The organism is Alteromonas sp., assembly GCF_984505615.1.
In genome coordinates, this window is sequence record NZ_CFHOXV010000001.1 from 228600 (window position 1) to 251509 (window position 22910).

The following is a 22910-nucleotide window of genomic DNA, read 5'->3' on the forward strand; positions in this document are numbered from 1 at the left end:
TTTCGTTGAGATCACTTCACTTCAAAATCAGTACATACCGCCATTGACGCTGATCACCTGACGGGAAATATAGCGGGCTTCATCTGACATCAGAAAGCCGATGGTATTGGCCACATCATCCACATGACCGAAGGTGCCAAGGGGAATCATTTTCTTCGCTTCGTCTGCCACCGCCCCTTCAATCATACCGGTTTCAATGACGCCCGGTGCAACACAGTTTACTGTGATCTTTCTCTTACCCAGCTCAATAGCCAGCGCTTTAGTGGCACCGATAATGCCGGCTTTAGACGCGCTGTAATTCGTTTGCCCGCGGTTGCCCATCAGGCCGGAAACCGAGGACAGGGTGACAATACGTCCGCCCTGACGCAGTCTGATCATGGGCATGATCACCGGATGCAGCACATTGTAGAAACCATCCAGATTGGTGTGTACCACGCCATCCCACTCTTCGCCGGTCATGGCAGGAAAGGCAGTATCGCGGGTAACACCGGCATTACAGACCACACCGTAATAAGCACCGTTTTGTTCAATATCGGCTTCAATGGCGGTGCGTGTTCCGTCTCTGTCGGCAATATCAAATTGCAGGGCCACGGCACTGCCGCCGCCGGCAATTATATCCTCGACCACTTTGGCAGCAGCGTCTTTACCGCTGCGGTAATGTACCGCTACCGCAAAACCTTGCGCAGCCATTTTGTAGGCAGTGGCCTTTCCGATACCGCTGCTTGCTCCCGTGACGAGGATTCTTTTTTGTTCAGACATGAGATCCTTTTTCCTTCTTGTCAGGCTCACCGTTAAACAGGCTTATTGCCGCAATAAAATTAATCGTATTTCCAATCAGAATAATGCTGCCGAAGGCCTGAACCACCGGCATATCGCTGAATGCCAGCAAGCCGAAAGACAGGAGGCTGGTTACTGCAGACAACAAAATTGCTTGTTGGGTAGTGTCCGGTTTATCCGCCATTTCGCGGGCAAAGATGATGTAATCCATGCCGAGTCCCAGCACCAGAAACAGTGCCATGACATGAAACACATTGAGGGCCTGACCGCACAGAAGCACCAGCGCCACGGCAATCAGGCTTGCAGATGCAGGAATGAGCAGCAGACGGATGACCCCGGCGCTGCGGTACCAGAGCGCCAGCAGCAGTCCGACCAGACCGTAGGCAATGACCAGCAGAATGGCACCGGTTTCCCGCTGGGACTTTAGTGCCAGAGTGGCATTGCCCAGGGTATTCACATAGTCAATTTCAGGAATGGCAGCCGCCGCTTTTTCTATGGCAGCTAAATCGCTGTTTTTTCGGATAAGCGCAAAACTGATTATTTCTTTGTTGTCAGCGGCCCCGCTTCCTGCAGACCAGAGCGGCGGCAGGCCATCAACTCGTTCAGACAAACCGGTAAAATCCAGTACCTTGCCGGCACCCTCAACGTAAGCCGCTTTTACCGGTGCAACAGACTCTGCCGGTAGACCCAGCGCGCGGGCAAAGACATCAAGCACGCCGCCATCACTGTAGAGTTTTGCCTGCAATGCATAATCCGCTTTTTGTGCTTCAGGTGAAGGCAACCAGTCAGCGATGCTGCTCACTGAATCGCGGGGCACACCTTCTGAGCTCAGCAAACGGTCCAGTGCATCAAAAATCTGTTGTGGCTGTTGCCCGCGGATAAGCAGATAACGACCGGGCTCGTATACCTGAGTCAGCGCCGATACAGCCTGCTCCTGCTCAAGTAAGGCAGGAGAAACATGGAAAAAGCGTCTGGGATCGTCATTCACCTGCAGTCCGCCGGCGTACAGGTACAAGGCACTGACCGCCGCCATAGCGAGTCCGGCAATAGCCAGAGCGCGGGGTCGTCGTGCAGTGACACGCTGACAAGCACGAATCACAGCTTTCAGCAACGGCTGTCTGGCTTCGATGGGACGGCGCACCACTAACGGCCCCAGCAGCATGACGCTCAGCCAGGCCATGGCCAGCCCTGCACAGGAAAACAGAGCAATTTTCTTAAGAATGGTAAGTTCAGCCAGGCTCAGGGCACCATAACCCACCAGCGATGTAATCACACTCAGCACCATGGCGCGGTACAACACGGTATCATGACCGCTGGCACGGGCTTTCTCATTTGCTGGCTGCGCCGGTGACTGTGCTGCTGATAAGAAGTGATAGAAATAGTGCAGTGAATAATCCACCACAATACCAATCAGACTGGCACCGAAAACAATGGTCAGCACATGCACAGAACCGTATACCCATACGCTGGCGAGAATACCGGCCCCCACACCGGCGGCAATGGAGCCAAGGGCCAGGCTTAACGGTAATAACGAACGGAAAACCAGCAACATCAGCACCAGTACGCCGGCTATTGAGCCTGCAGCAATAAGCTGAATATCCGCTTTGGCTGACTGCGCTGAATCCACAGCAAAAAAGAACATCCCGGAATGCAGCACGGACACATCAAACTCTTCACTGACGGCCTGCTCTGCGGCTTTGCTTTGTTCGTAAACAGCATACTGCTGTGCCATACCGGCGGGAAAATCAGTGAAACTCACGCTGAATGACGTAACGGCTCCGGTGCGCTTTTCAGCCACCATGGACGGATCAAGACGTGCCGACATCCCGATAAGATAATCTGAAAACCAGCCGAGGGGATCCTGTTCAAAGGGAACCAGTCTGACGCCCTCTCCCAACTGATAAAGTTTTCGCTGCGCCGCTGCGGCCAGTTGTTCAGGGGTTTTGTCGTTGAGGGTTTCCCGTTGAGAATCACTGAGAAAATTAAACCTGAAGGGCGTAATAGCAGGCAAACATGCGGTCTGCATTTCATTATCAAGGGCAACGTGCAGGCCTGGCACGACATCCAAAGCCTTTTGTAGTGAACGGGCAGCTTGTTCGGTGCGCTTATCGTCGTCGCTCTGCACAACCACCATAAAGCGCTGGCTAATGTCAACAGTTAACGCGTCCAGCGCATGTTGCAGGGCGGGGTCACGTACTTTATCCGGATTTAAGTCGTTGAGATTCGTATCAATCTGCACTGCCTGCGGATTGATAACAACAAGCAGCACGCCGGCCAGTAGGGTAGCGATGAAGCACAGCCGGAGAAAAAACGACATCATCGTTGATCAGAATGCGTCGAAGCGGGCGGGTGAAAGCAGAACGCGACACCAGTTTGTTTTACCGGAATACAGTGTTTCGCATTGTTCCCAGGCTTTCCGCTTGCCCTCGAAACTGTATTCCTCAATCTGATCAATAAGCACCTGCGTATTCTGCCCGGTTGCGTCTGTGACTTTAATCGTTACGGCAGGTTGCGGGGCATCTCCGTCTCCGGTCGCGGATTTGGCGATATGGATAGCTTTCAGTCCTTTTCTCATCATTTCGCTTTCAGGGATGAGTAGCAATGTACCGTCCGGTTCCTGAGTGACCGCAAATTCATCAGTAAAATAGCCGGTGTCGCCTTTCAGCAAACGAACGAAAATGTTTGACATAATATATCGGGCGACGCCGCTGAGAGGCGTTAATGTGCCATCGTCTTCAGCGCGGAAATTGTTGGTGCTGTTCACGTACAATATGGCTTCACTGAAGGGCTCGCTGGTATGCCATACCAGTCCTAAATCGCAGGAATAATAAAAATCACCGGCAGATTTAAGCGGTACAGGCAGGCCCTGCATAGATTTTTGCTGGCTGAACTGGCCGGAAAAGTGACAGCCGGAAGGAAACATGGAAGAGAGTAACTGCTCTTCGGTGGCCTTGTCTTCAACTTCCCGGGAAGGATCTGCATCCGCCATAGCCGGCAACACTGTCACCAGTCCTGTCAGCCAGACAGTCAGCAAACTGATGAGCGCGGGGCGGCGGCTCATGGTTTATTTATCCATGCAGTGACGGCGTCAGTAAGAAATGCCGGAGACTCGTACTGGGTAATCTGCTCCGGCATGGCCACCGCAAACTGGGTGGTCTTGCCTTTAGTGAACACCTCACCGGTATCACGATCTTTGATGGCATAGCTGATTTTCAGGCGGTTTTCCCATTCAGTCAGCCAGGATTCCACCACGACTTTTTGCTCAAACAGCAAAGGCTTGATGTATTTAACCTGAATATCAACGATGGGGAAAAAGAACCCCTGCTCTTCCATCACACTGTACGGACAGCCTATTTCAGACAACAACGCACAGCGGGCCATTTCCATGTATTTAGGATAGTTACCGTGCCAAACTACGCGGTACGCATCCACATCGAAAAAAGGAATGTCGATATTCAGGCGATTTTTTTTCATCGGTTTACGCTTTCGCCGGTAACTCAGCAAGTACGTCAACGACGTCCTGTATGGTTCTCACCTGCTTGAACTGAGACGGAGAGATTTCTACGTTAATGGTCTTTTTCAGGTCAACCAGTAAATCTACGGCATCAATGCTGTCGATATCCAGGTCTTCGTAAAGACGGGCTTCAGGCACGATTTCCGCCGGTTCCAGCTCGAAAAGGTCGACTAAGGTGTCTCTGACCTGTGCCAGGATATTTTCTTTTTCCGCATTCATAACGCATTCCCTCTTTGATTTTCCAGCTGTTCCGGCGTGGCCGTTGTCTCTGTAGACAGCTGTTTGTTGTAATAGTTTTCCAAAAACTGAGTCAGATGTCTGTACTGCTTAGGTCGCGGTAACGTAGTGTCTATGCAGTCATCCAGTGCAAGTAATTCACCTGAACGCAGTGTAAATGCCGGGCCGCCTTCCGGGATATCATACCATTTATCGCCCTTTTTCAGCGCCCGGGGGTAGCACTCTATCATCACAGGCATGATGGAGGCATTAACGGCCACCGCCATATTGGCAGCTCCCCTTTTAAAGCGCAAAACGTTATCTTCTTTGGTCCGCGTGCCTTCAGGAAAAATCAGAATATTCTCCCCGGCTTCCAGTTTGGCCGCCGCCATAGGCAATACCTGTTCAGCATTGTTAGGAATAAATCCGGCCTGGCGCACCACCGCACCGGTAAAAAAGTTATCCCAAATGGCGCTTTTCACGAAACAACACATCTGCTTATTCACAGCAAGCAGCAGCACCACATCAATCAGTGACGGATGATTCGCTATAACAATGTGCCCGGGGCGGGCTTTGTGCATAGAATCCACATCGAACGAATACCGGATAAGGCCAAAAAATCGCATGATACGAATAAATGTCAGGCACCCTTTATGAATACACCAACGGATCATGCGTTGCTTTTTCGCCGGCGAAATAATAGTGACAGGACTCATCAGCCGGAAGAAAACACCGACCAGCAAAGCCCCTGCACCAAACAGCGAATAACTCACACCGGCGCTGAGGATTTGCCAGCTTTTGCGCAGTTTAGCTAACAGCATACCAGCGCTCCGGTGCGGCAACAGCCTTGCTGTTTCAGAGACAGATACCGGCTCAGACACAGAAACATTCGATTTCAACCAGCAGGTCTTTACGACAGATATCGGCCAGGGTGTACACCGCTTCAACGTCAGGGTAATGCCTGCTCAGCCAGTCACGGATAAAGGCGACATCCTTTTCGTGACGGACATAGACCTTAAAGGCTGACAACGGGCACTGCTCCGGATTCGCTGTATCAAGCAAATGACGGATATTTCCCATGGTCACAGTGAGCTGCTTTTCAATATCTCCCTCTCCCAGTGTCTGATGGCCAGTAATGCTGGCCGTTCCTGAGATAAATAAAAAGTGAGTGCCATTCAGTGTCAATGCAGTTGCACGGGCAAATGAGGGGCTGGAAATACCATACTGGCGGGGATATTCGTAGGCGTTGACCTGATGGTGGTTATTGTAGTGCCGTGGCTTAACGCGGCTGGCGAACACATAAAATACAGCACCCTCGTTATGATGCCCCAACGCTGATGCAGCGGGGAAAGCCTGAGGAGAAATACCGGCTTCTTCAAATGCTTTCAGACGACCGGTGCAAAACTTTTTATACACCTCATGGTCGCCGTCACCGGCATTTATCGCCGGCAGATAATTCCAGAAGCGGAACGGATGCGCGAACCCTTTCTCATTCAGCACACCCAGAATTGCCCCGTACGCGGTTTGCGTGTGTTGCTCAATATCGCCGCATTCATCTTTTGTCAGCCAGTGTGCAACGCAAATTACATCGTCCGTTTCAGACCAGTAACAACGTCCGGTCTGGCCACGGGTCACTTTGCCCTTCACCGTCCACATTTCATTGATTGCTTCAGAGCCCGCTTCTTCAAGCCCTGTTGCAATCAGGCCATTCCCGAAAGGTTCACACTGGTTGATAAGAGGCATTACCGCAAGAACATCCTCACGGGATTGCAGAGCTTTGGCGGGGGTGGAACAAAAATGCTGTTTTAACATGAGACAACTGGATGTGGTGTAATTTCAAACAGGAATGAGGCAGCCATTCACATGGCACAAATATCAGCAAACCGGCGGTAATACACAAGGCCCGGCCTGTCTGCGCGCCCTGCCGCTAATCACCGCTTCAGGTAATCATTCCGTGACACAAAATTAGTTTTTAATCTGGCGGTAGTTTAAACTAGCGAAAATTGAAAATAAAGCGAATGGACTCACCCTTTACCATGGCTGTTAACATTCGTGAACACCAGTAAATAACTCTTTCATGCCTGATACTTTTCCCCTTTTTACCCGTGAAGCAGAAGACACAATTGCTTATCTGACCCGGCCTGTCGATGCTGCGGCTCTCAATACCGGGCCGGTTACTGCCTCCCGCTTTCTTTCTCATGTGAAGCAGGTCGCAGAAGCTCTGACCTGTCAGGGTCATGCGATTAACCTGTGTGAGAACCGTTACCTGTTTCTGGTGGGACTGTGTGCCGCTGTTCTACGGGGCGCGACGACCTTGTTACCGCCGGATAAAAATATCGCCACCCAGGAGCAGATGAACGGGGACTACGGGGATTGTTTTATTATTCACGACGGGAGTGAAATCAGTGCCGCTATCCCTGCATTTAATATTCTGTCGGTGAAATGCCCGCAGGCAGACAGCAGCGATTTTTCTGTACCCGTCATTGCGGATGATTTTCTGGCCTGCATCAGTTTCACTTCCGGCTCTACCGGAAAATCAAAGCCTAATCTCAAATACTGGCGCACCTTGCACCGCAGCAGCCTGATCAACTACACCTTCATGCTCCCTGATTGTGAAGAGACCTTATATCAACTGGCCACCATGCCCGCCCAACATATGTGGGGTTTTGAAACTTCCGCGTTGCTGCCGTTATTCAGCAAAGTGTGCATGAGTGATGCAAAACCCCTGTTCCCGCAGGACATTCTGGACACCTTTGCAGCTCTGCCGGAACCCAAACAACTGGTTTCCACCCCTGTACATTTGCGGGCGCTGTGTGCCGGTATGACCTCTGAAGTTCGCGCCCACTCTGTGCTGTGCGCCACTTCCCCGCTTACCACAGAACTGGCCACCGAAGTGGAGCAGAAATTCAACGCGCCTTTAAGAGAAGTGTACGGTTGCAGTGAAGTGGGCTCGATGGCGGTACGACGTTCTGCCAAAGAGCAAGCCTGGTTGAAGTTTGAAGGCATTGATTTTGCGCAGAACGACGGTACCACCACGGTGCGCGCTGAACATTTGCCCTCAGATACCGTACTGCAAGATTTCATTGAATTTAAAGATGACAATCACTTTGTGTTGTCTGGCCGGGCAAGCGACTTGATAAAGATTGCCGGTAAACGGGGTTCACTGTTTACCATTAATCAAACGCTGCTGACGTTTAAGGGACTGGAAGATGGCATTGTGATTCATCCTGAATCAGCCGGGCCGGTTACCCGCCTTGTCGCCATTGTGTCGCTGAAGCCGGGGGTAGAAAAAGCCGAATTGGTGCGCTTTTTACAAGCGCGTTTAGACAGTGCGTTTGTGCCGCGACCTGTGTACGTGGTGGATGCCCTGCCCCGCGAACCTAACGGTAAGCTGCTGCGCAAAAACATTGATGCGCTACATGCGTCACTGAAAAAGAAAAGGTAATCAGCTTACCGGCAGTTGAATAAAAAAGGGCGTCCCGAAAAATTCGTGACGCCCTTTTTGTTTGTTATTTCACTGCTCAGCTGGCAATGTTTTGCGTTTAAACCCGCTTTATGATCAACGAGGTATTGATACCGCCAAAGGCGAGGTTATTGCTCATGAAGCAATCGGTTTTGATTTCGCGGCATTCCTGACGGATGTAATCCAGCGGTGCACATTCCGGATCAACATTATCCAGATTCAGTGTGGGTGCAAACCAGTTTTCTTTCATCATATTAACGGTCGCCCACACCTCAAATGAGCCGCACGCGCCTAGCGTATGGCCAGTATAGCTTTTCAGTGAACTAATGGGCTTGGCGCCGACAACCTGATAAGTCGCATTACTTTCGACAATATCACCGTGCTGCGTTGCCGTACCGTGTGCCGATACATAACCAATGTCGTCGGCGGTTACACAGGCAACTTTCATGGCTGAGGCCATGACACGTTGCACCGTTTCAGGGTTAGGTTTAACTAAATAAGCGCCGTCGGTATTGGTGGCGTAACCGGTGACTTCTGCCAGAATGTTGGCGCCACGGGCTTTAGCATGTTCGTAAGATTCAAGAATAAGCGTACACGCCCCCTCACCCAGTACCAGACCATCACGATCGCGATCGTATGGCCTGGGCGTGGCTTCCGGGGTATCATTTTTGGTGCTGGCCGCGAACAAGGTATCAAATACCGCTGCCTGGGAGGGACACAATTCCTCTGCGCCACCGGCAATCATTACGTCCTGCTGACCAAACTTAATGGCTTCATACGCATAGCCAATGGCCTGGCTACCCGCGGTACAGGCACTCGAAGTGGTGTACATGCGGCCCTGAGTACCAAAATACACACTGATATTCACAGCCGCGGTGTGGTTCATCATGCGCAGGTAGGTGCTGCTGTTGATGCGGGAAGTCGAAAAGTTCTCCAGCATAGGGGCAAATTCCAGTGCTGCCTCACTGCTGCCTGTGGCAGAACCGTAAGCCACACCCGTCGCAGAAGAGCGGATCACTGCATCATCAGTCAGGCCGGCATCAGCCAGCGCCCGCTCAGTCGCCAGCACACCCATTTGGGCAACACGGCCCATGCTACGCTTTTTCTTTTTGGTGTAGTGATCGGGCAAAGCAAAGTCGTGAATGGGAGCAGCCAGATAAGTGCCAAGACCGTCATACTTTTTCCAGTCTTCCATATAGCATACTGCTGACTTCATCGACTGAAGCGCAGATTTTACCTGCGACCATTCATCACCCAACGCAGACACTACACCGGCTCCGGTAATCACAACCCGTCTGTCATTATTGTTATTCAAACTACATCCTTTTCTTAAACAGGCCGGCGGAAAACCGACAAACTCGCCGTAGCCAAACACTGCACTTCACTGCCGTCTTGCGGCTCATTTTCAATGAAGCAATCGAACGTTGCAAGCCCGTCACCCACCAGCGCTTTTTCTTCACAGCGCACCGTGTACTTACCCGGCGCGAAGTAATCGCAATGGGTTTTAAATGAGCGCGTTCCGAGCAGAAACCCCAGGTGCGGCGTAACTTTCCCCAGCGCGAGCTGATGACCGGCAATGAGTGCGGCAGTCTGGCCCATGTATTCCAGACCAATCCAGGCAGGTACGCCCTTACCGGCTTCAAAAAACGGACTTTCGTCATCTACGTACGTGCGCGATGCCGATGAGGTTTCGGTGACATCCAGTACTTCGTTAATCAGTAACATGGGCGGACGGTGAGGAATTAACTCAAACAACCGGCTGTCGAAACGGGTTTCCTGCGACATTACTTCCCTTCCTCTGTGGTAACCGCTGTTAATAACGTGGTGTCGCCGGGCTGCCAGAAATCATAAAAATTAAACCATTGATACGGTGCGTTCAAGCAATGCTCTTCCAGTTTAGACGCAAACTGTTGCGCATAATGCTGTAAGTCCTGCTGGCGGGTCTTGCGGTTGATTTGCAATTTGTCACACAAAGGTGCCACATCAAACAACACCTTATTGTCTGACGCTTCACAGCGATAAGCAAACATCAGCTTAACCGGACACGCCAGCGCTTTTGCAAGCATGTAGGGACCGATGGGCAGTGGCGCATTTTCACCCAGAAACTGAACATCAACGGTGCGTTCCAGGCCACTCAGGGGAACACGGTCGCCGGCAATGAACACCCACTCGCCGGCATCAATTTTTTCCTTCAGCATCATGATGGTGGTGACATCAAACTCATCAGCCTGAAAGACATTAAGACGGGATTCGTTATTTTCGTCCTGCATCATTTTAACGAAGTTGCCGGCGTGCTTGTCGTAAACCAATATGTTGATGACCTTGCTGCGGTAACGGTGCATAAAGCCCCGGCAAAACTCCAGGTTACCGAAATGAGAACCGATTATAAGCTGCCCTCTGTCATCGTTGTGCAGGGCTTCGATATTCTCCGGCGAGCTGAGTACAAAGTCTTTTTCTGAGATTTCATCCAGCCAGCCCAGCATCTTATCCAGAATCACTTCAGCAAAGGTTTTGAAATGCAGCAGCACATGACGGTAACCCGTCTTACTTTGCCAGATCTCAGGCTTAAACCGGTAATGAGCGGTCAGGTATTGCAGCGATGCCTCACGCTGCTCCTTACGACACAGCACAAAATACAGCGCCACCGGATACATGATGATTGAAAACACTTTGCGGCCGCACAGCCGGTAAATAAAAAACACCAGTCGCATGGCTGCCATGGTGCCGGCTTCACGGGTTTGCGACCAGTGCGCCTGCTGTTCTGAAGTTTTATCTGACGTAGTCATCGCTTCCTCTTTACTTACCCAACAAGGCACGAACGCGGGTGACTACCAGTTTTGGCAAGCGAATAAGCATGCCAAACATCAACCGTACATGCAGCCGGATCAGCATGAGGTTATCTTTCAGATAATGAAAATGGGATACGGTGTTTTCGTGATAAATCACCTTAGTAGGAATGAAGTGCAAATCGATGCCTGCCCATACCGCTTTCACCAGCAATTCCGGGTCGAAATCCATGCGTGGGCCAAGGTAGTAATTATCGAAAACCCGCTCAATTTGTTTGATGGGATACACCCTGAAGCCGCACAGGCCGTCTTTAATTTGCAAAGACAGTGTTTCCAGCGCTACCCAGAAATCGGTAATTTTACGGCCGTATTTTCTGGCGAATGGCGCGGTTTTATCAAAATAAGGCTGACCGGAAATAAAGGAATCAGGGTGTGAGCGACTGTAATCCAGCAGTTTTTGCGCGTCATCGATGTTGTGCTGGCCATCGGCATCCAGTTGCAACACGTGGCTAAAGCCCAGGGCACTGGCGTGATAGCAGCCGGTGATCACCGAAGCACCTTTACCACGGTTCGTCTGGTGTCTGACAAGATGAAAATCCGGGTAAGGTTTAAGTAGTGCTTCCACCTTCGCCACGCTTTCTTCACCACTGCCATCATCTACCACAATGCAGGGTAAATTCAGTGATGCCAGCGCCGGCAGAAACTTTTCAAACAGCACTTCGTGTTTGTAATGAGGAACAATAATGCAATATTTCATGATGCGGAAAACTTAAAACTGCCCGTGGAGAATGAGTCCGTTTCGTTGGAGAAGTGAAACGACACACTGCCTTTAGCTGCATTGTGATTGAGCGTGAGCTGCATCTTTGCACCCGGCATGACCATGGTTTTGAATTTGATGTTGGTGAGTTGATGAAAACGGCTATCGCTGACAAACAACGCTTTTGCCAGCTTTCCCGCCCAGTCTATCTGCACCACACCGGGCAGCACTTTATGATCAGGAAAGTGACCGTCGAACCAGGCAAGATCTTCGCTTACCTTAAGCGTAATCTCAGCAGACGCTTCACCCATATTTACGGCCGTAATATCCGGCCCTTCCTGCGCGTTAAACAGTGCTTTCAACGCATGTATATCAGTCATCAACAATCTTATGCTTCTTTTTGTAGTGGCGCCGGAAAAGTAATTCAGCAACCACAAATACGGCAAAAATCAGGTAGGACAGTAAACCGTTGTAGAGTGTCCATACTGCTAAACTGCTAAACCAGGCTGTCCAGGCGGCCACCGCTGCATTGAGCAACAACAACAGCCCCCACGCCAGGCTCAGCGCCCTGAGATATCCTTTCGCCTGTGCCGGCGGATTGTGCCCACCAGCCCGGGCGAAGCGCTCTATCAGGGTGTGCTCATCAAGCAACGAAATCAGGAACAGCAGTCCCATTCCGGCGCTCATGATCACAGGGTAACATTTCAGCAGTATTTCACTGTTCAGAAATATAACCCCGGCGCAATATAACGCAATCACGGCAGTCATCAACCAGTCACTGGTTTTACGACTCCTTCCTGCAACCACCAGCCTGAAGATGGACACTAACAGTAACACCGCACCGAACCAGCGGGGGTCTATCGTGTCGATGTTAAGCCACACCACAAAGGGGTAAGCCACAGACACGAGTACAAAGAGCAGCGGAATTAAGTCCTTCGGGCCTCGCTGCCGCGGTGATGCACTCACGCCAGCACGCTTTGCCTGTAATTGCCCAGCACCGCCCGTTCTTCATCATCAATCTGCGTGGTCGCTTCGTCGCTCAGCATATCTTCAAAGTACGGGACAATTTTCTGCATAATGGCAATGTTCTTATCCAGTGCCATTTCCACATCAATATCCGGGTTTTTCAGTACGTCGTTGAGCTCGCCCAGACAAGGCACCAGGAATTGATCCATAAAGCTGCCTTTGGCGGGTAAAACCAAACGCTTCTGTGCTCTTTCAGCCAGCAACATCTGCATTTTCTTATTCAGCTTCTGGGTTTTCAGCAGGTTCGGGGTAATTTTACGCATGGTATCTAAGTCGCCGATGGCGTCGGTGAAAAACAGCAAGGCAAACACACCCCAGTAGTAGGTGTAATCCCAGACCAGCTTAATCGACATCATCTTACGATCGCCAAAACCGCCGTACTGATCTTTGTAAATTGACAGAGTGTTCTCAAAGAACGAGTCGTAAAACTTGTGGAACAAGGCCGCTTCAAAACGAATGTCCTGCCCTTTCCTGTCACGCTCGATAAGATGGGTAACAAAGGTATTATTCAGTGCGATGAAATCGCTGCCCGGTGAATAGAAAGGGTCAGCAAAGGCGCCGGCTTCACCTGTCATGGCCCAGCCAGAGTCTGAGAACATCTGCTTGCAGCCGTAGGAATAGCCTTGCATGACTTTAAAGTCGAGCAGTTCCGCCCCTTCAATGGCCTCTGCGCAGAGTGGATGTTCTTGTTGTAACCATGCCATGGTGTCTTCAAAGGAGCTGATTTTGCTGTCGGCCAGCGCTTTATCGTCCATGACGATACCAAAGCTGGTGGCGCCGGACGCAAGAGGAATAATCCACACCCAGTAACCCGGGCCCATCAGATGATTGGTGCTTAACCAGCGTTTACCCGGTTCGAGGACACGATTTTGCCAGGCTTCATTATCAGACCATTCATCGATAATGACCCGCTTATTGATCCGGAAAAAGACCGCGTTGCCTTGATGGCCAGTTTCAGTCTGCAAGTTCAGCTTATTACGTAGCAACGCCTGACGGCCCGCTGCGTCGACTAACCAGCGTCCCTGAACGGTGATCGTTTCGTCACCGCGACGGCAAACCACAGTGTGATTTTTATCGCCCAGTTCAATGTCTTCAGGTACTGCGCCATCAAGAAATACCACGCCTTTTTCTTTCAGCATGGTGTAGAGGTAGTTTTCCAGCGTGCCACGTTCAATTTGGTAAGCCGGAATGCCGAAAAGCTCGCTGACGCCCAGTTCATCATAATCGCTGTAGTCGTTTTGCACTTTGCCGAAGAACAGCCTGAGGCCGTACTTACGCAGATGCTTTTCCTTGAAATGGTCTTTCAGGCCAAGTACATCTGTAAAGTAGTGCGCACCAATTTCAACCGTAGACTCCCCCACTTTTGCCGTGGTGTCGTGTACCGGAAAGGTGTTTTTCTCAATTATGGTTATGGCGTAAGTGTCGTCGCGGTTAAGCAGTTGCAGCGCCAGGCTCATGCCTGCCAGCCCGCCACCGGCGATGATAATATCCGTATTTATCTGATCCATCATTTACCCTTCACAAGCTAAAGTGAGACTGGTTCCACTGCTTAGCGGAATCGTGATCTGCCCGTCAGGTTGATTCAACAGCTCAGCAACACACAATACCTTTGCCGCCGGGTTCTGCGCATACATTTCTGTGAGATACGTACTGCCGGCGTTGAGCTCCGGCCAGCTTGCATCTTCCTGCTGATTTACCGTTGCCGTAAGCACCTGGCCTTCCACGTTGGCATCGTGCGGATAAATCACCAGTGAAAACGCAAAGGTTTCCTGGTTTGGCAACACGGGCGTCAGAATATCTGCCACCGGCGCGTCATAGAAAGTGAGCAGCATGGGCACGTTTTCAGTTTCGCACTGAATCATGGCCTCAAGAATGGTTAACGACACCGACTCTTCATATCCGGCAACAGAATTGGCCGCGCTCATGGTGCCCGTACTGATGGTCCAGTAGCCGGCCGGCGCGTTGTGTACCGAGTTATGGAACTTAGTAGGCGATAACTCTTTATGTTCAGACGCCAGCGTTTTGCACATGTAGTCGGTCAGGTCGGTATCGCCCAGACCAGACACAAACACGCAAGTAAGGGTATCGGGCTCAACACCGGCATCTTGCGTCGCCTGCCATGAACTCTCAACCGCCAGCTTAACCGGCAACGGGGCCCGGCGTCTTTCATTGGCGGGAATAATACCGGGTTTCGGGCTTTTCAGCTTTGCTTCCGGTAAGTCTGCGCCACCGAGCAGCGCCTGAAGTGCAGACCAGTTTTCAAAGTAGCTGCCCCAGGCACCGGTGCCTGCAATTTTACATTTCAGTGCTCTTGTCTGCATATTACTCTGCCCTGCTAAACAAAAGTGTACAGTTATTACCACCGAAGCCGAATGAATTGGTCATCACGTGCTGACACACTTTCTCTTCGTCTGTGGCTTTAATGGAGAAATCCAGTGCTTCATCCAGCGTTTCCAGGTTCTTTGAACCCGGGATCACGTTGGTATGCAAGGTGTCCATGGCGATAATGGCTTCTGTAATACCGGCTGCCCCCAGGGTATGTCCCATCCAGGCTTTGGTCGATGAACAACGTACAGACGCAGGGAACAATTCGGAAATCAGCTTTCCTTCAATTAAATCGTTAGCCCGGCTGGATGTGCCGTGAAGGTTTATGTAATCCACCGACTCAGGAGACAATGCCGCTCGTTTCAATGCCTGTGTCATCGACAATCTGGCACCCAGTCCGTCTGGATGCGGGTGCGACATATGGTGTGCATCTGAGCTTTCGCCGTAACCGGCCAGTGTAATGCCTTTACCGTTGTCATTTTCACCCGCGCGCTGGAGTACGGCAAAACCGGATGCTTCACCCAGGTTAATCCCGTCCCGGTGCTGATCGAAGGGCTTACACGGGTTTGGCGACAGCAACTGCAGCGAATTAAAACCGTGCAGCACACTCAGACACAACGTATCCACGCCGCCTACCAGCACCGCATCAACAATACCGGTTTCCAGCCAGCGGGCGCCGGTGGCAAATACTTTAGCGGAAGATGAGCAGGCGGTGTTGATAGTGAGTGACGGGCCTTTAATGCCGGAAAGGTGTGCGGCAAACAAAGCAGGTGCATGAGGATTATGCACAAACGGCTGCCTGAAAGCTTCGGTTAACCCATTGTCGCTGTTGAGCTTGGTGTAGGCTTCTTCAGTACGGTCGATACTGGATGTACTCGAGCCCATGACTAAACCAATGCGGGCAGCGCCGTATTTGCTGATTAACGCTGAAACGGTATGGCGAATCGTGCCCTGTTCATATCCCAATGCAGCAAGGGCATTGTTCCGGCTTTGCCATTGACCGAGGTCATCCACCCCGTTAATTTGCTCAACAACGCCAATCCAGGTGTCCAGATCTGAACCTGGCAGGTTGTTCTTAATCAGGCCGCTTTTATGCTGTTTGAGCGAAGTCCGTAAGGCGCTGAGATTAATCCCGGCCGCCGAACAGGATTCGTAATCGATGATATCTATTTTCATGTCGTCAAAGATAACCCTCAAACCGCTTTATTTACCGCAAATCCGAGGGTAACCGCCCGATTTTATTTATTCTTTTCAACAAATGCGGTTAAGCTTCGTAAGGTCTCGAACGCTTCGCGTGTACCTTCGTCTTCAGCTTTAATTTGCACGCCGTATTCTTTTGATATCGCTAATGAAATTTCCAGCGCATCAATAGAATCGAGTCCCAGACCGTCACCGAATAATTGATCTTCCGGATCAATTTCTTCCGCTTCCATGTCTTCAAGGTTGAGTGCTTCAACCAAAAGCTGAGCCATTTTTAATTCGGATTCTGTTTGTGTAGCCATAGTTGATACTGTCCTTACTATGTACGCTTCTCTCTGAAAGGGCGCTAGTTTAAACTAATGTTACAATAAAAACTATTTCTGCAAACCGGCATGTTTTCCGATTTTACCCCTTCAAAACCGGCAAAATTCATCAGTGATCAGGAGGTACACCTCTGGCTCGTTGATGTTGCTGATACATATGAAAAAAATGTCATGTCTCAGTTGCAGTCGTATTTGTCTGAAGATGAAAAGCTGCGCATGGCAGGTTTTCGCAAGCCAGAAAGCCAGCACCGCTTTCTGACAGCACGCGGTGCGCTCAGGCTCATTCTGGCCGGATTACAGATGGCCAGCCTTCCGGCTGACATGCAATTCAGTGTCAACGACCACGGTAAACCATTTCTCACAGCAAACCCGGAAAATCTGCACTTTAACCTCTCCCATTCCGGTGACATGATTTTAATTGCTATGACCCGTGGACGTGAGTGCGGCGTCGACATTGAACGGATGGACAGCGCCCGCAATTTTAATGAGCTGGCGGATTTTTACTTTCACCCGTCTGAACGTGATGTAATCTCAGCGGCAAAGGGCGATGCAGACATCATGCATCGCTTCTATACACTCTGGTCTTTAAAGGAAGCTTTCATCAAAGCGGAGGGTAAAGGTATGGCCATTGCCGGAGACAGCTTTTACTTTTCCGGTATTGATTCTTTGCAGCCTGAGGTAGTGACAACTGCGGGTTCTCAGACCAGCGGCCGGCACTGGCTATTCAGTTGTGAGTTTTACAGGCAGGATTACAGCATGGCCCTTGCCGTTGAAAAAATAAATGAAAGGGATATCACGGTTAAACGGCAACGCCTGGTCTTTGATTAATCCGCCTGCCTGTGATTATCCCGTGCCACGGCGGTAAAATTGCGTTAACGTAGCGCCGGCGTAAAGAAAACACTGTTGATAAAGGAGTTCGCAGTGCAGCATGTTAAACAGGCTCTGAAAGCGGCCTTCAAAAAAGCCGACAAGCCTCTGTTGGACCGGTGTATCACGGAGCAGCGTTCACCCGGGTTGCCAGACATCCGTCGAATTCAGCATTTTCCTGCCCGGCGGGTCATCCGTGCATCCCGGGCCTTTAACCGCCTTCATCACTGGCAATACGATACCCTGCATCCCTGCTTTCCTCTCTTTTTGGGGTTGTCACTGCACATCGACGTACTTACCGCTAACGCGTCGCCTTTTCCGCTGATGGGGCTGGTGCATACAGAAAATACCATAAATCAACTTTTGCCGCTGAATGCAGAAGACATGGAGATTACTTGTCATTTCAGTGATGTACGTCTTCATCCGCGGGGCATTGCCATTGACGTGATGCTGACAGTGACCCAGCAGGATATTGTGCGTCAGCAAATTACCAGTACGTATCTATACAGGGGCGCTTCCGGCGTGCTGAAACAGACCCCGGAAAGTGACGGTGCATATGTCTCAGGGCCTGAAAAAACCTTTACAGCCACCTCTGTAATGAACTTTGACGCCGCTGCAGGACGCCGGTACGCCCGTATCAGCGGCGACTATAACCCTATTCATCTTTACCGCTGGTGTGCCAGGCTGTTTGGCTTTAAACACGCCATTGCCCATGGCACTCATGTGCTTGCACGATGCATCTCAACGCTGAGCGATGCAACAGCGACGGGGCAGCATGCTTTTTCTGTTACCAATGCGTTCAGGTATCCCGTGCTGTTGCCGTCTGAAATGCGGCTTAACAGCAACGGGGAAGAAAGTATCGAAGGCAGTGAAGTGTCTGAAGTGTCTTTCGAACTGCGGGACAAGCAGGCAGTTCGCAGGAAGCAGGTAGTGCTGTGCGGACGCATCGGCGCACCGTTACAACACATACCGGCTAACCCGCGAAATTAACTGGCCTGCGCCAGTTTTTTAAGTAGTAAGGTTTTGAGTTCGTCTGCCGGCAGGGCTTTGCTGTAATAATAGCCCTGATATTCCTGCCCGTTCAGTGAACGGATAAATTCCAGCTGTTCTTCGGTTTCAATACCTTCGGTAGTCACTTTCAGGTTCAGTATTTTTGCCAGCGCAATGACCGATTTCACGATAGCTGCATCCTGATCATTAAATACCGCTTCCGACATAAAGCTCTTATCAATCTTCAGGCGGTCGATAGGGAACCGGCGTAGCTGGGCCAGATTGGAATAACCTGTTCCGAAATCGTCGATGGATAACGACACCCCGGCATCCCGTAAGGCCGACATAACGCCCTGCGCGTATTTGGGATCCTTCACCAGCGTGCTCTCCGTCAGCTCAAGTTCAAGACGGTTCGCTGCCAGACCGGTTTCCTCTAAAATTAATTTTACTGATTCCACAAATCCTCTGTGACTCAGTTGCAGCGCTGAAATATTCACTGCAATAGGCAGCGCCACACCAAACTCCTTTTCCCAGTTTGCTGAAAACTGACACGCTTTTCTGAGTACCCACTCACCCAACGGCAAGATAAGATTCGAATCTTCAGCAAACGGGATCAGTTCATCCGGCGTAACCGTTCCCAGTACGTCATCCTGCCAGCGGACCAGTGCTTCCACACCGGTGACTTTGCCTGTGCTTACCTCCACTTTAGGCTGGTACGCCAGACTCAGGCCGTCGTTTAATAAAGCCAGTCTTAGACGTTCATCCATTTTGCTCCGGCGCTCTGTACCGCTGGTCATATTTTCCTGATAAAACACATAATTGTTTCTGCCAGACTTTTTCGCCGCATACATGGCAGCATCGGCGTAAATCATCAGTTCATGTTTCTGTGCAGCGTGATCAGGATACATGCTCACGCCCACGCTGCTGGATACGTGAACCAGCATGTCTTCAATCTGAAATGGTTGCTGCAGAGACTCAACAATGCGAAACGCCAGACTTTCCGCCACTTTACGGGACGGATTGCCCTGAATGAGCACCATAAACTCATCGCCGCCAACCCTGGCAACCAGATCCGTTTCCCTGACCGCTGCACGTAACCGGTCTGCCGATTGCCTGATCAATAAGTCACCCACATGATGGCCCAGCGAGTCATTCACATTCTTGAAATGGTCCAGGTCGACGAAAAACACGCTGAAGGAGTCACTGCCCTGTTGCAGTAATTCCTCGATTTTTTCTTCGAAGTGCAACCGGTTAGGGAGCGTAGTCAGCGAATCACGGTAGACCATGCTTTTCAGTTCACGGTTTGCATCACTCAGCGACGCCGCCAGTTGGGCGTTTTTCGATGTCAGGTGAGTATCGTAGATAGACAGCACCAGAGCACTCAGCATAATGCTCACCGATACCGAGGCCACTGACACAGCCAGCCTGCCGGGAGACAAGCCATCCACCGGCATCATATGCATGCCTTCAGGATAAATGGTTGCCGCCATACCGGTGTAGTGCATACCGGCAATCCCCACAGCCATCACCATACCGGCAGCTACCCGAAACCAGAAGGAAGGACGTTGATTAGCGACCGGGTTCAGGCTGAACACTAACCAGAGTGCAGCAGCAGACGCGCCTACAGCGATGAGCACCGAGCAGGCAAAAATTAGCGGGTCATAACTCAGTTCACCATGCATTTGCATGGCTTCCATTCCCACATAATGCATGATGCACACGCCGGCTCCCATCAGCAGAGCACCAGCCGCCAGCCGTCCGGCTGTCGGGCTACCATTACGAACCACCGCCAGCGCCAGGCCTGAAGTGAGAATGGCTGCCAGAAAAGATACCAGGGTAAGGGGAATGTCGTACATCACATGCGTGGACATATCCATTGCCAGCATGCCGATAAAATGCATCGACCAGATCCCGACGCCCATGGAAAACGCGCCACCGGTCAGCCATAAATGTGAGGCGATGCCTTTAGTCGCACGCAGGCGTCCCGCCATATCCAGCGCCGTCAGGGAAGCAATGAATGCGACACCAAGTGAGAGCGCAACAAGTCCGGGGTGATATTGTGCATCCATGTTCTTTCCTTTTTTTAACCGGCGGGTCAGTTGTCCGGTGGACACAACACCGGAAATTAGACTTAAGTCTAATAAGCTATGCGGGAAGGAAAAATGCCCGGTGATCAACATGGATATGTGGTTTCATACGTTTCCATCATACAAGCCTGCCCGGCCGGCCTGTGACGAGCGTCAGGCAAGGATCGCTGCAACCTTCTCTCTGAGTAAAGGCAGCACCCTGTTTTCAAACCAGGGATGCCTCGCCAGCCACCGGTTATTCCGGCCTGACGGATGGGGCAGCACCACAGCATCCGAACCTGATGAAGCTGTTTGTTCTACTGCATCAGTTAAGGTTTTGTACTCAGGAAAATAATATTGCTGTGAGTAGCGCCCGATATGGATCATGAGTTCAGGTGACAACTGATCGAGAACCGGTTTGTGCCAGGTGGCAGAACAGATTTTAGGCGGTGGTGCATCTGCACCATTCTTGTAGCCCGGAAAGCAAAATGCCATGGGCAGGTGAGTAAATAAAGACGAATAAAATGCTGACCGGTTCACCCCGAGCCAGAGGCGAAGTTTATCGCCACTGGCGTCATTCCAGGGTTGGTGGCTTTCGTGAGCTTTGATGCCGGGTGCCTGTCCGACAATCACAATTTTCGCTTCAGCATGCAGTTGCACTACCGGTCGGGGAGCATGGGGTAATAACCCTGAACACAGCGTGCAACGGTGTATGTCACTGAATAATTTGGCCGGTTCCGTTTCAGTCATAGATCCACACTGATTGCATAAACTTCAAACTCTGGCACTATGAACCTGCCTGAAAAACCATCAAATAATAAGGACATATCCATGACTTCGCTACTCAAGAAATACTTGTCAGCCGCCATCATAACATTCTCGTTGTTTCCTCTGGCAGCCAATGCAAAAGATTCACATCAGTATGCTGACATTCCGGCTCCGGAGTTTGAGTTTCTTTTTGAAGCCGTTGTAACACTTGATCCGCCCCTTGAAGTCGGTGAGACACGATACGGTAAACGCCGGATTATCGGCATTAATGGCGGTGAATTTCGCGGCCCCGAACTCAACGGAAAGGTGTTGGGAGGCGGCGCCGACTGGCAGACAGTGAGAAAGGACGGAACCGCAGATCTGGTGGCGGATTACAGCCTGCAAACCGACTCCGGCGAGATCATCTATGTGCATAATGAAGGGATCCGCACCGCTTCACCGGAAGTGCTGGCCAGACTGGCTAAAGGAGAAGACATGCCAGCAGCGTCTTACTATATGCGTACTGCCGCAAAGCTGGAAGTCGCTTCGGACAGTCCCTACGCCTGGCTGAATAAGTCAGTTATCGTGTCCACCGGTATGCGAAAAGCCAACAGCGTCGTCCTGCATTTCTACCGCGTTAAGTAACCACCATCCTCAAGCTGAGCGCAGAGAATCCCTCTGCGCCTCCTAATCAACCTTATTATTTTGCTGTGACTTTCCGTTTGCTGATTTTAAGCAGGTGGTCTGCGGTCCGGTCAATGGCCGCCTTCAACGGCTTTTTCTTCAGCTCAGTGAACGATGCCAGCACCCGGCAGGCGACCAATGCGAAGACGACAGCAAGAATGTAGCTGGTCCAGCTGGCTGCATCATGGAAAAACGGCACCAGAGATAACAGTAGAAATAGCGGAGTGTGGTACAGATAAATACTGAAGGAGAAACAAGCCAGCGCTTTCACAGCTTTGGTTGCCAGCTCACCAATCCTGATACGCAGATGGTATGCACTGTAAAAATTCACGACTGCCAGCAGAGCCAGAAAATAATCCCCCAGAAACTGCTTGGCAGGAATAAATTTAGGCGGCGAGCCGAGTACATAATGATTAAATTCATCCAGCACAGAATCAAAAGCAGTTACCTTTGTTGCAATAAATCCGAGTAAAGTTGCAGCAAACAGGAATAACGCCGTGCCCCGGCCCGGCGTGTATTTATCTTTGCACACATACAGCAATGCGCCCATTCCCCACAACGGCAGAAACAGCGCAATATACGGTCCCATGATCAAAACTACTGCGAAAATGAGTAACCAGCGGTAGCGGTTTGCATAAAGCACCACGGCAATAAATACGTAATACCAGACTTCATAACTTAGCGACCAGTACGGGAAGTTTCCGGCGGGGAACAGGAATCCCAGCCACGACTGGGAATAAAAAGTCAGAAAAATAGGATAGTACAACCAGGCTTTGTTGATGGTGTAGTCTACCGGTTCGCCCTGAACAGATGTATGAATAAGGCTGGCAATGATTCCCAGCAGCAGACCGGGCACAGCCACAGAGTAAATCCGCGCCATCCGGTTGGTGGCGAAGGAATACAGGTTTTTATCTTTCTCTTTCCCGCACCAGGTTATAACAAACCCGCTGAGCACGAAAAACAATACCACGCCATCTCTGCCCAGGCGGGCTTCTCCGAGAATATCCTGAAGCCATAATGGCCCGAAGTGACCGGCGTGAGACAGCAGTACCAGAAAGGTGGCAACTACCCTGACCATCTCAAGGTATACAGACAATCCTTTGTTCATTAGTTGTTCCTGAACATTGTTACTATTCTGAACGCAGAGTAAACCGTGACTTTACCATATA

24 protein-coding genes are annotated in these 22910 nt (G+C 50.9%); 4 read left to right on the plus strand and 20 right to left on the minus strand.

What is annotated here, in order from left to right; translation table 11 throughout:
• Nucleotides 1-27: 27 nt before the first annotated feature.
• Genes fabG through AC4PME_RS00970 form a run of 7 tightly spaced genes read right to left on the minus strand, consistent with a single transcriptional unit; the run spans nt 28 to nt 6319 of the window.
• Complete coding sequence (gene fabG, locus AC4PME_RS00940) at nt 28-759, minus strand: 3-oxoacyl-ACP reductase FabG (protein WP_119502372.1); 732 nt, start codon at nt 757-759, stop codon at nt 28-30.
• Complete coding sequence (locus tag AC4PME_RS00945) at nt 752-3097, minus strand: MMPL family transporter (protein WP_491044501.1); 2346 nt, start codon at nt 3095-3097, stop codon at nt 752-754. Before AC4PME_RS00945 ends, fabG begins: the two co-directional genes overlap by 8 nt.
• Nucleotides 3098-3103: 6 nt before the next feature.
• Nucleotides 3104-3838 carry an outer membrane lipoprotein carrier protein LolA gene (locus AC4PME_RS00950; protein WP_491044500.1) on the minus strand — a complete coding sequence of 245 codons (735 nt, stop codon included), beginning with the start codon at nt 3836-3838 and terminating at the stop codon, nt 3104-3106.
• A complete protein-coding gene (locus AC4PME_RS00955; protein WP_303572736.1) occupies nt 3835-4251 on the minus strand; it encodes an acyl-CoA thioesterase in 417 nt (138 codons plus the stop codon). Before AC4PME_RS00955 ends, AC4PME_RS00950 begins: the two co-directional genes overlap by 4 nt.
• A gap of 4 nt (nt 4252-4255) precedes the next feature.
• Entirely contained in the window at nt 4256-4510 is a 255-nt protein-coding gene (locus AC4PME_RS00960) for an acyl carrier protein (RefSeq protein ID WP_119502376.1), read from the minus strand.
• Nucleotides 4507-5328, minus strand: coding sequence for a lysophospholipid acyltransferase family protein (locus AC4PME_RS00965; RefSeq protein ID WP_491044499.1), 822 nt, complete (start codon nt 5326-5328; stop codon nt 4507-4509). The genes AC4PME_RS00960 and AC4PME_RS00965 overlap by 4 nt, the downstream gene beginning before the upstream one ends.
• Before the next feature lie 52 nt (nt 5329-5380).
• Nucleotides 5381-6319 carry a chorismate transformation FkbO/Hyg5 family protein gene (locus AC4PME_RS00970; RefSeq protein ID WP_491044498.1) on the minus strand — a complete coding sequence of 313 codons (939 nt, stop codon included), beginning with the start codon at nt 6317-6319 and terminating at the stop codon, nt 5381-5383.
• A gap of 265 nt (nt 6320-6584) precedes the next feature.
• On the opposite strand from AC4PME_RS00970, the gene AC4PME_RS00975 reads away from it, so the two are divergent.
• Nucleotides 6585-7952 carry an AMP-binding protein gene (locus AC4PME_RS00975; RefSeq protein WP_491044497.1) on the plus strand — a complete coding sequence of 456 codons (1368 nt, stop codon included), beginning with the start codon at nt 6585-6587 and terminating at the stop codon, nt 7950-7952.
• 97 nt (nt 7953-8049) lie between these two features.
• On the opposite strand, the gene AC4PME_RS00980 is transcribed toward AC4PME_RS00975, so the two are convergent.
• From AC4PME_RS00980 to AC4PME_RS01025, 10 genes are all read right to left on the minus strand, one after another.
• The gene (locus AC4PME_RS00980) at nt 8050-9285 is read right to left on the minus strand and encodes a beta-ketoacyl-ACP synthase (protein WP_491044496.1); all 1236 of its coding nucleotides are present in this window, start codon (nt 9283-9285) and stop codon (nt 8050-8052) included.
• A gap of 14 nt (nt 9286-9299) precedes the next feature.
• Nucleotides 9300-9755, minus strand: a complete 456-nt coding sequence (locus AC4PME_RS00985) for a hotdog family protein (RefSeq protein ID WP_119502381.1) — start codon at nt 9753-9755, stop codon at nt 9300-9302.
• The gene (locus tag AC4PME_RS00990; RefSeq protein WP_491044495.1) at nt 9755-10756 is read right to left on the minus strand and encodes a lysophospholipid acyltransferase family protein; all 1002 of its coding nucleotides are present in this window, start codon (nt 10754-10756) and stop codon (nt 9755-9757) included. The genes AC4PME_RS00985 and AC4PME_RS00990 overlap by 1 nt, the downstream gene beginning before the upstream one ends.
• Nucleotides 10757-10766: 10 nt before the next feature.
• On the minus strand, nt 10767-11513 hold the full coding sequence (locus tag AC4PME_RS00995; RefSeq protein ID WP_119502383.1) for a glycosyltransferase family 2 protein: 747 nt from the start codon (nt 11511-11513) through the stop codon (nt 10767-10769).
• Nucleotides 11510-11893 carry an ApeI family dehydratase gene (locus AC4PME_RS01000; RefSeq protein ID WP_119502384.1) on the minus strand — a complete coding sequence of 128 codons (384 nt, stop codon included), beginning with the start codon at nt 11891-11893 and terminating at the stop codon, nt 11510-11512. Before AC4PME_RS01000 ends, AC4PME_RS00995 begins: the two co-directional genes overlap by 4 nt.
• Nucleotides 11886-12479, minus strand: a complete 594-nt coding sequence (locus AC4PME_RS01005) for a COG4648 family protein (protein WP_119502385.1) — start codon at nt 12477-12479, stop codon at nt 11886-11888. The genes AC4PME_RS01000 and AC4PME_RS01005 overlap by 8 nt, the downstream gene beginning before the upstream one ends.
• Nucleotides 12476-14050 carry an NAD(P)/FAD-dependent oxidoreductase gene (locus tag AC4PME_RS01010; protein WP_491044494.1) on the minus strand — a complete coding sequence of 525 codons (1575 nt, stop codon included), beginning with the start codon at nt 14048-14050 and terminating at the stop codon, nt 12476-12478. Before AC4PME_RS01010 ends, AC4PME_RS01005 begins: the two co-directional genes overlap by 4 nt.
• Nucleotides 14051-14860 (minus strand): beta-ketoacyl synthase chain length factor, encoded by an 810-nt coding sequence (locus tag AC4PME_RS01015; RefSeq protein WP_491044493.1) that lies wholly within the window; start codon nt 14858-14860, stop codon nt 14051-14053.
• 1 nt (nt 14861) lies between these two features.
• On the minus strand, nt 14862-16040 hold the full coding sequence (locus AC4PME_RS01020; protein ID WP_491044492.1) for a beta-ketoacyl-ACP synthase: 1179 nt from the start codon (nt 16038-16040) through the stop codon (nt 14862-14864).
• A 62-nt stretch (nt 16041-16102) separates the two neighbouring features.
• Entirely contained in the window at nt 16103-16366 is a 264-nt protein-coding gene (locus AC4PME_RS01025) for a phosphopantetheine-binding protein (RefSeq protein ID WP_119502389.1), read from the minus strand.
• A gap of 90 nt (nt 16367-16456) precedes the next feature.
• Between AC4PME_RS01025 and AC4PME_RS01030 the strand changes: the two genes are divergently transcribed.
• Together AC4PME_RS01030 and AC4PME_RS01035 are read left to right on the plus strand one after the other, a co-directional pair.
• Complete coding sequence (locus tag AC4PME_RS01030) at nt 16457-17215, plus strand: 4'-phosphopantetheinyl transferase family protein (RefSeq protein WP_491044491.1); 759 nt, start codon at nt 16457-16459, stop codon at nt 17213-17215.
• 93 nt (nt 17216-17308) lie between these two features.
• Nucleotides 17309-18244 (plus strand): MaoC family dehydratase, encoded by a 936-nt coding sequence (locus AC4PME_RS01035; protein ID WP_119502391.1) that lies wholly within the window; start codon nt 17309-17311, stop codon nt 18242-18244.
• Here the strand turns inward: AC4PME_RS01035 and AC4PME_RS01040 are convergent.
• Together AC4PME_RS01040 and AC4PME_RS01045 are read right to left on the minus strand one after the other, a co-directional pair.
• The gene (locus AC4PME_RS01040) at nt 18241-20313 is read right to left on the minus strand and encodes a putative bifunctional diguanylate cyclase/phosphodiesterase (protein ID WP_119502392.1); all 2073 of its coding nucleotides are present in this window, start codon (nt 20311-20313) and stop codon (nt 18241-18243) included. The genes AC4PME_RS01035 and AC4PME_RS01040 overlap by 4 nt on opposite strands.
• A gap of 171 nt (nt 20314-20484) precedes the next feature.
• On the minus strand, nt 20485-21060 hold the full coding sequence (locus AC4PME_RS01045) for a uracil-DNA glycosylase family protein (RefSeq protein WP_119502393.1): 576 nt from the start codon (nt 21058-21060) through the stop codon (nt 20485-20487).
• Between the two features lie 81 nt (nt 21061-21141).
• Between AC4PME_RS01045 and AC4PME_RS01050 the strand changes: the two genes are divergently transcribed.
• Nucleotides 21142-21702, plus strand: coding sequence for a DUF3237 domain-containing protein (locus AC4PME_RS01050; protein WP_119502394.1), 561 nt, complete (start codon nt 21142-21144; stop codon nt 21700-21702).
• 55 nt (nt 21703-21757) lie between these two features.
• Here the strand turns inward: AC4PME_RS01050 and AC4PME_RS01055 are convergent, their stop codons facing one another.
• Nucleotides 21758-22849 carry an acyltransferase family protein gene (locus AC4PME_RS01055; protein WP_119502395.1) on the minus strand — a complete coding sequence of 364 codons (1092 nt, stop codon included), beginning with the start codon at nt 22847-22849 and terminating at the stop codon, nt 21758-21760.
• Nucleotides 22850-22910 lie beyond the last annotated feature (61 nt).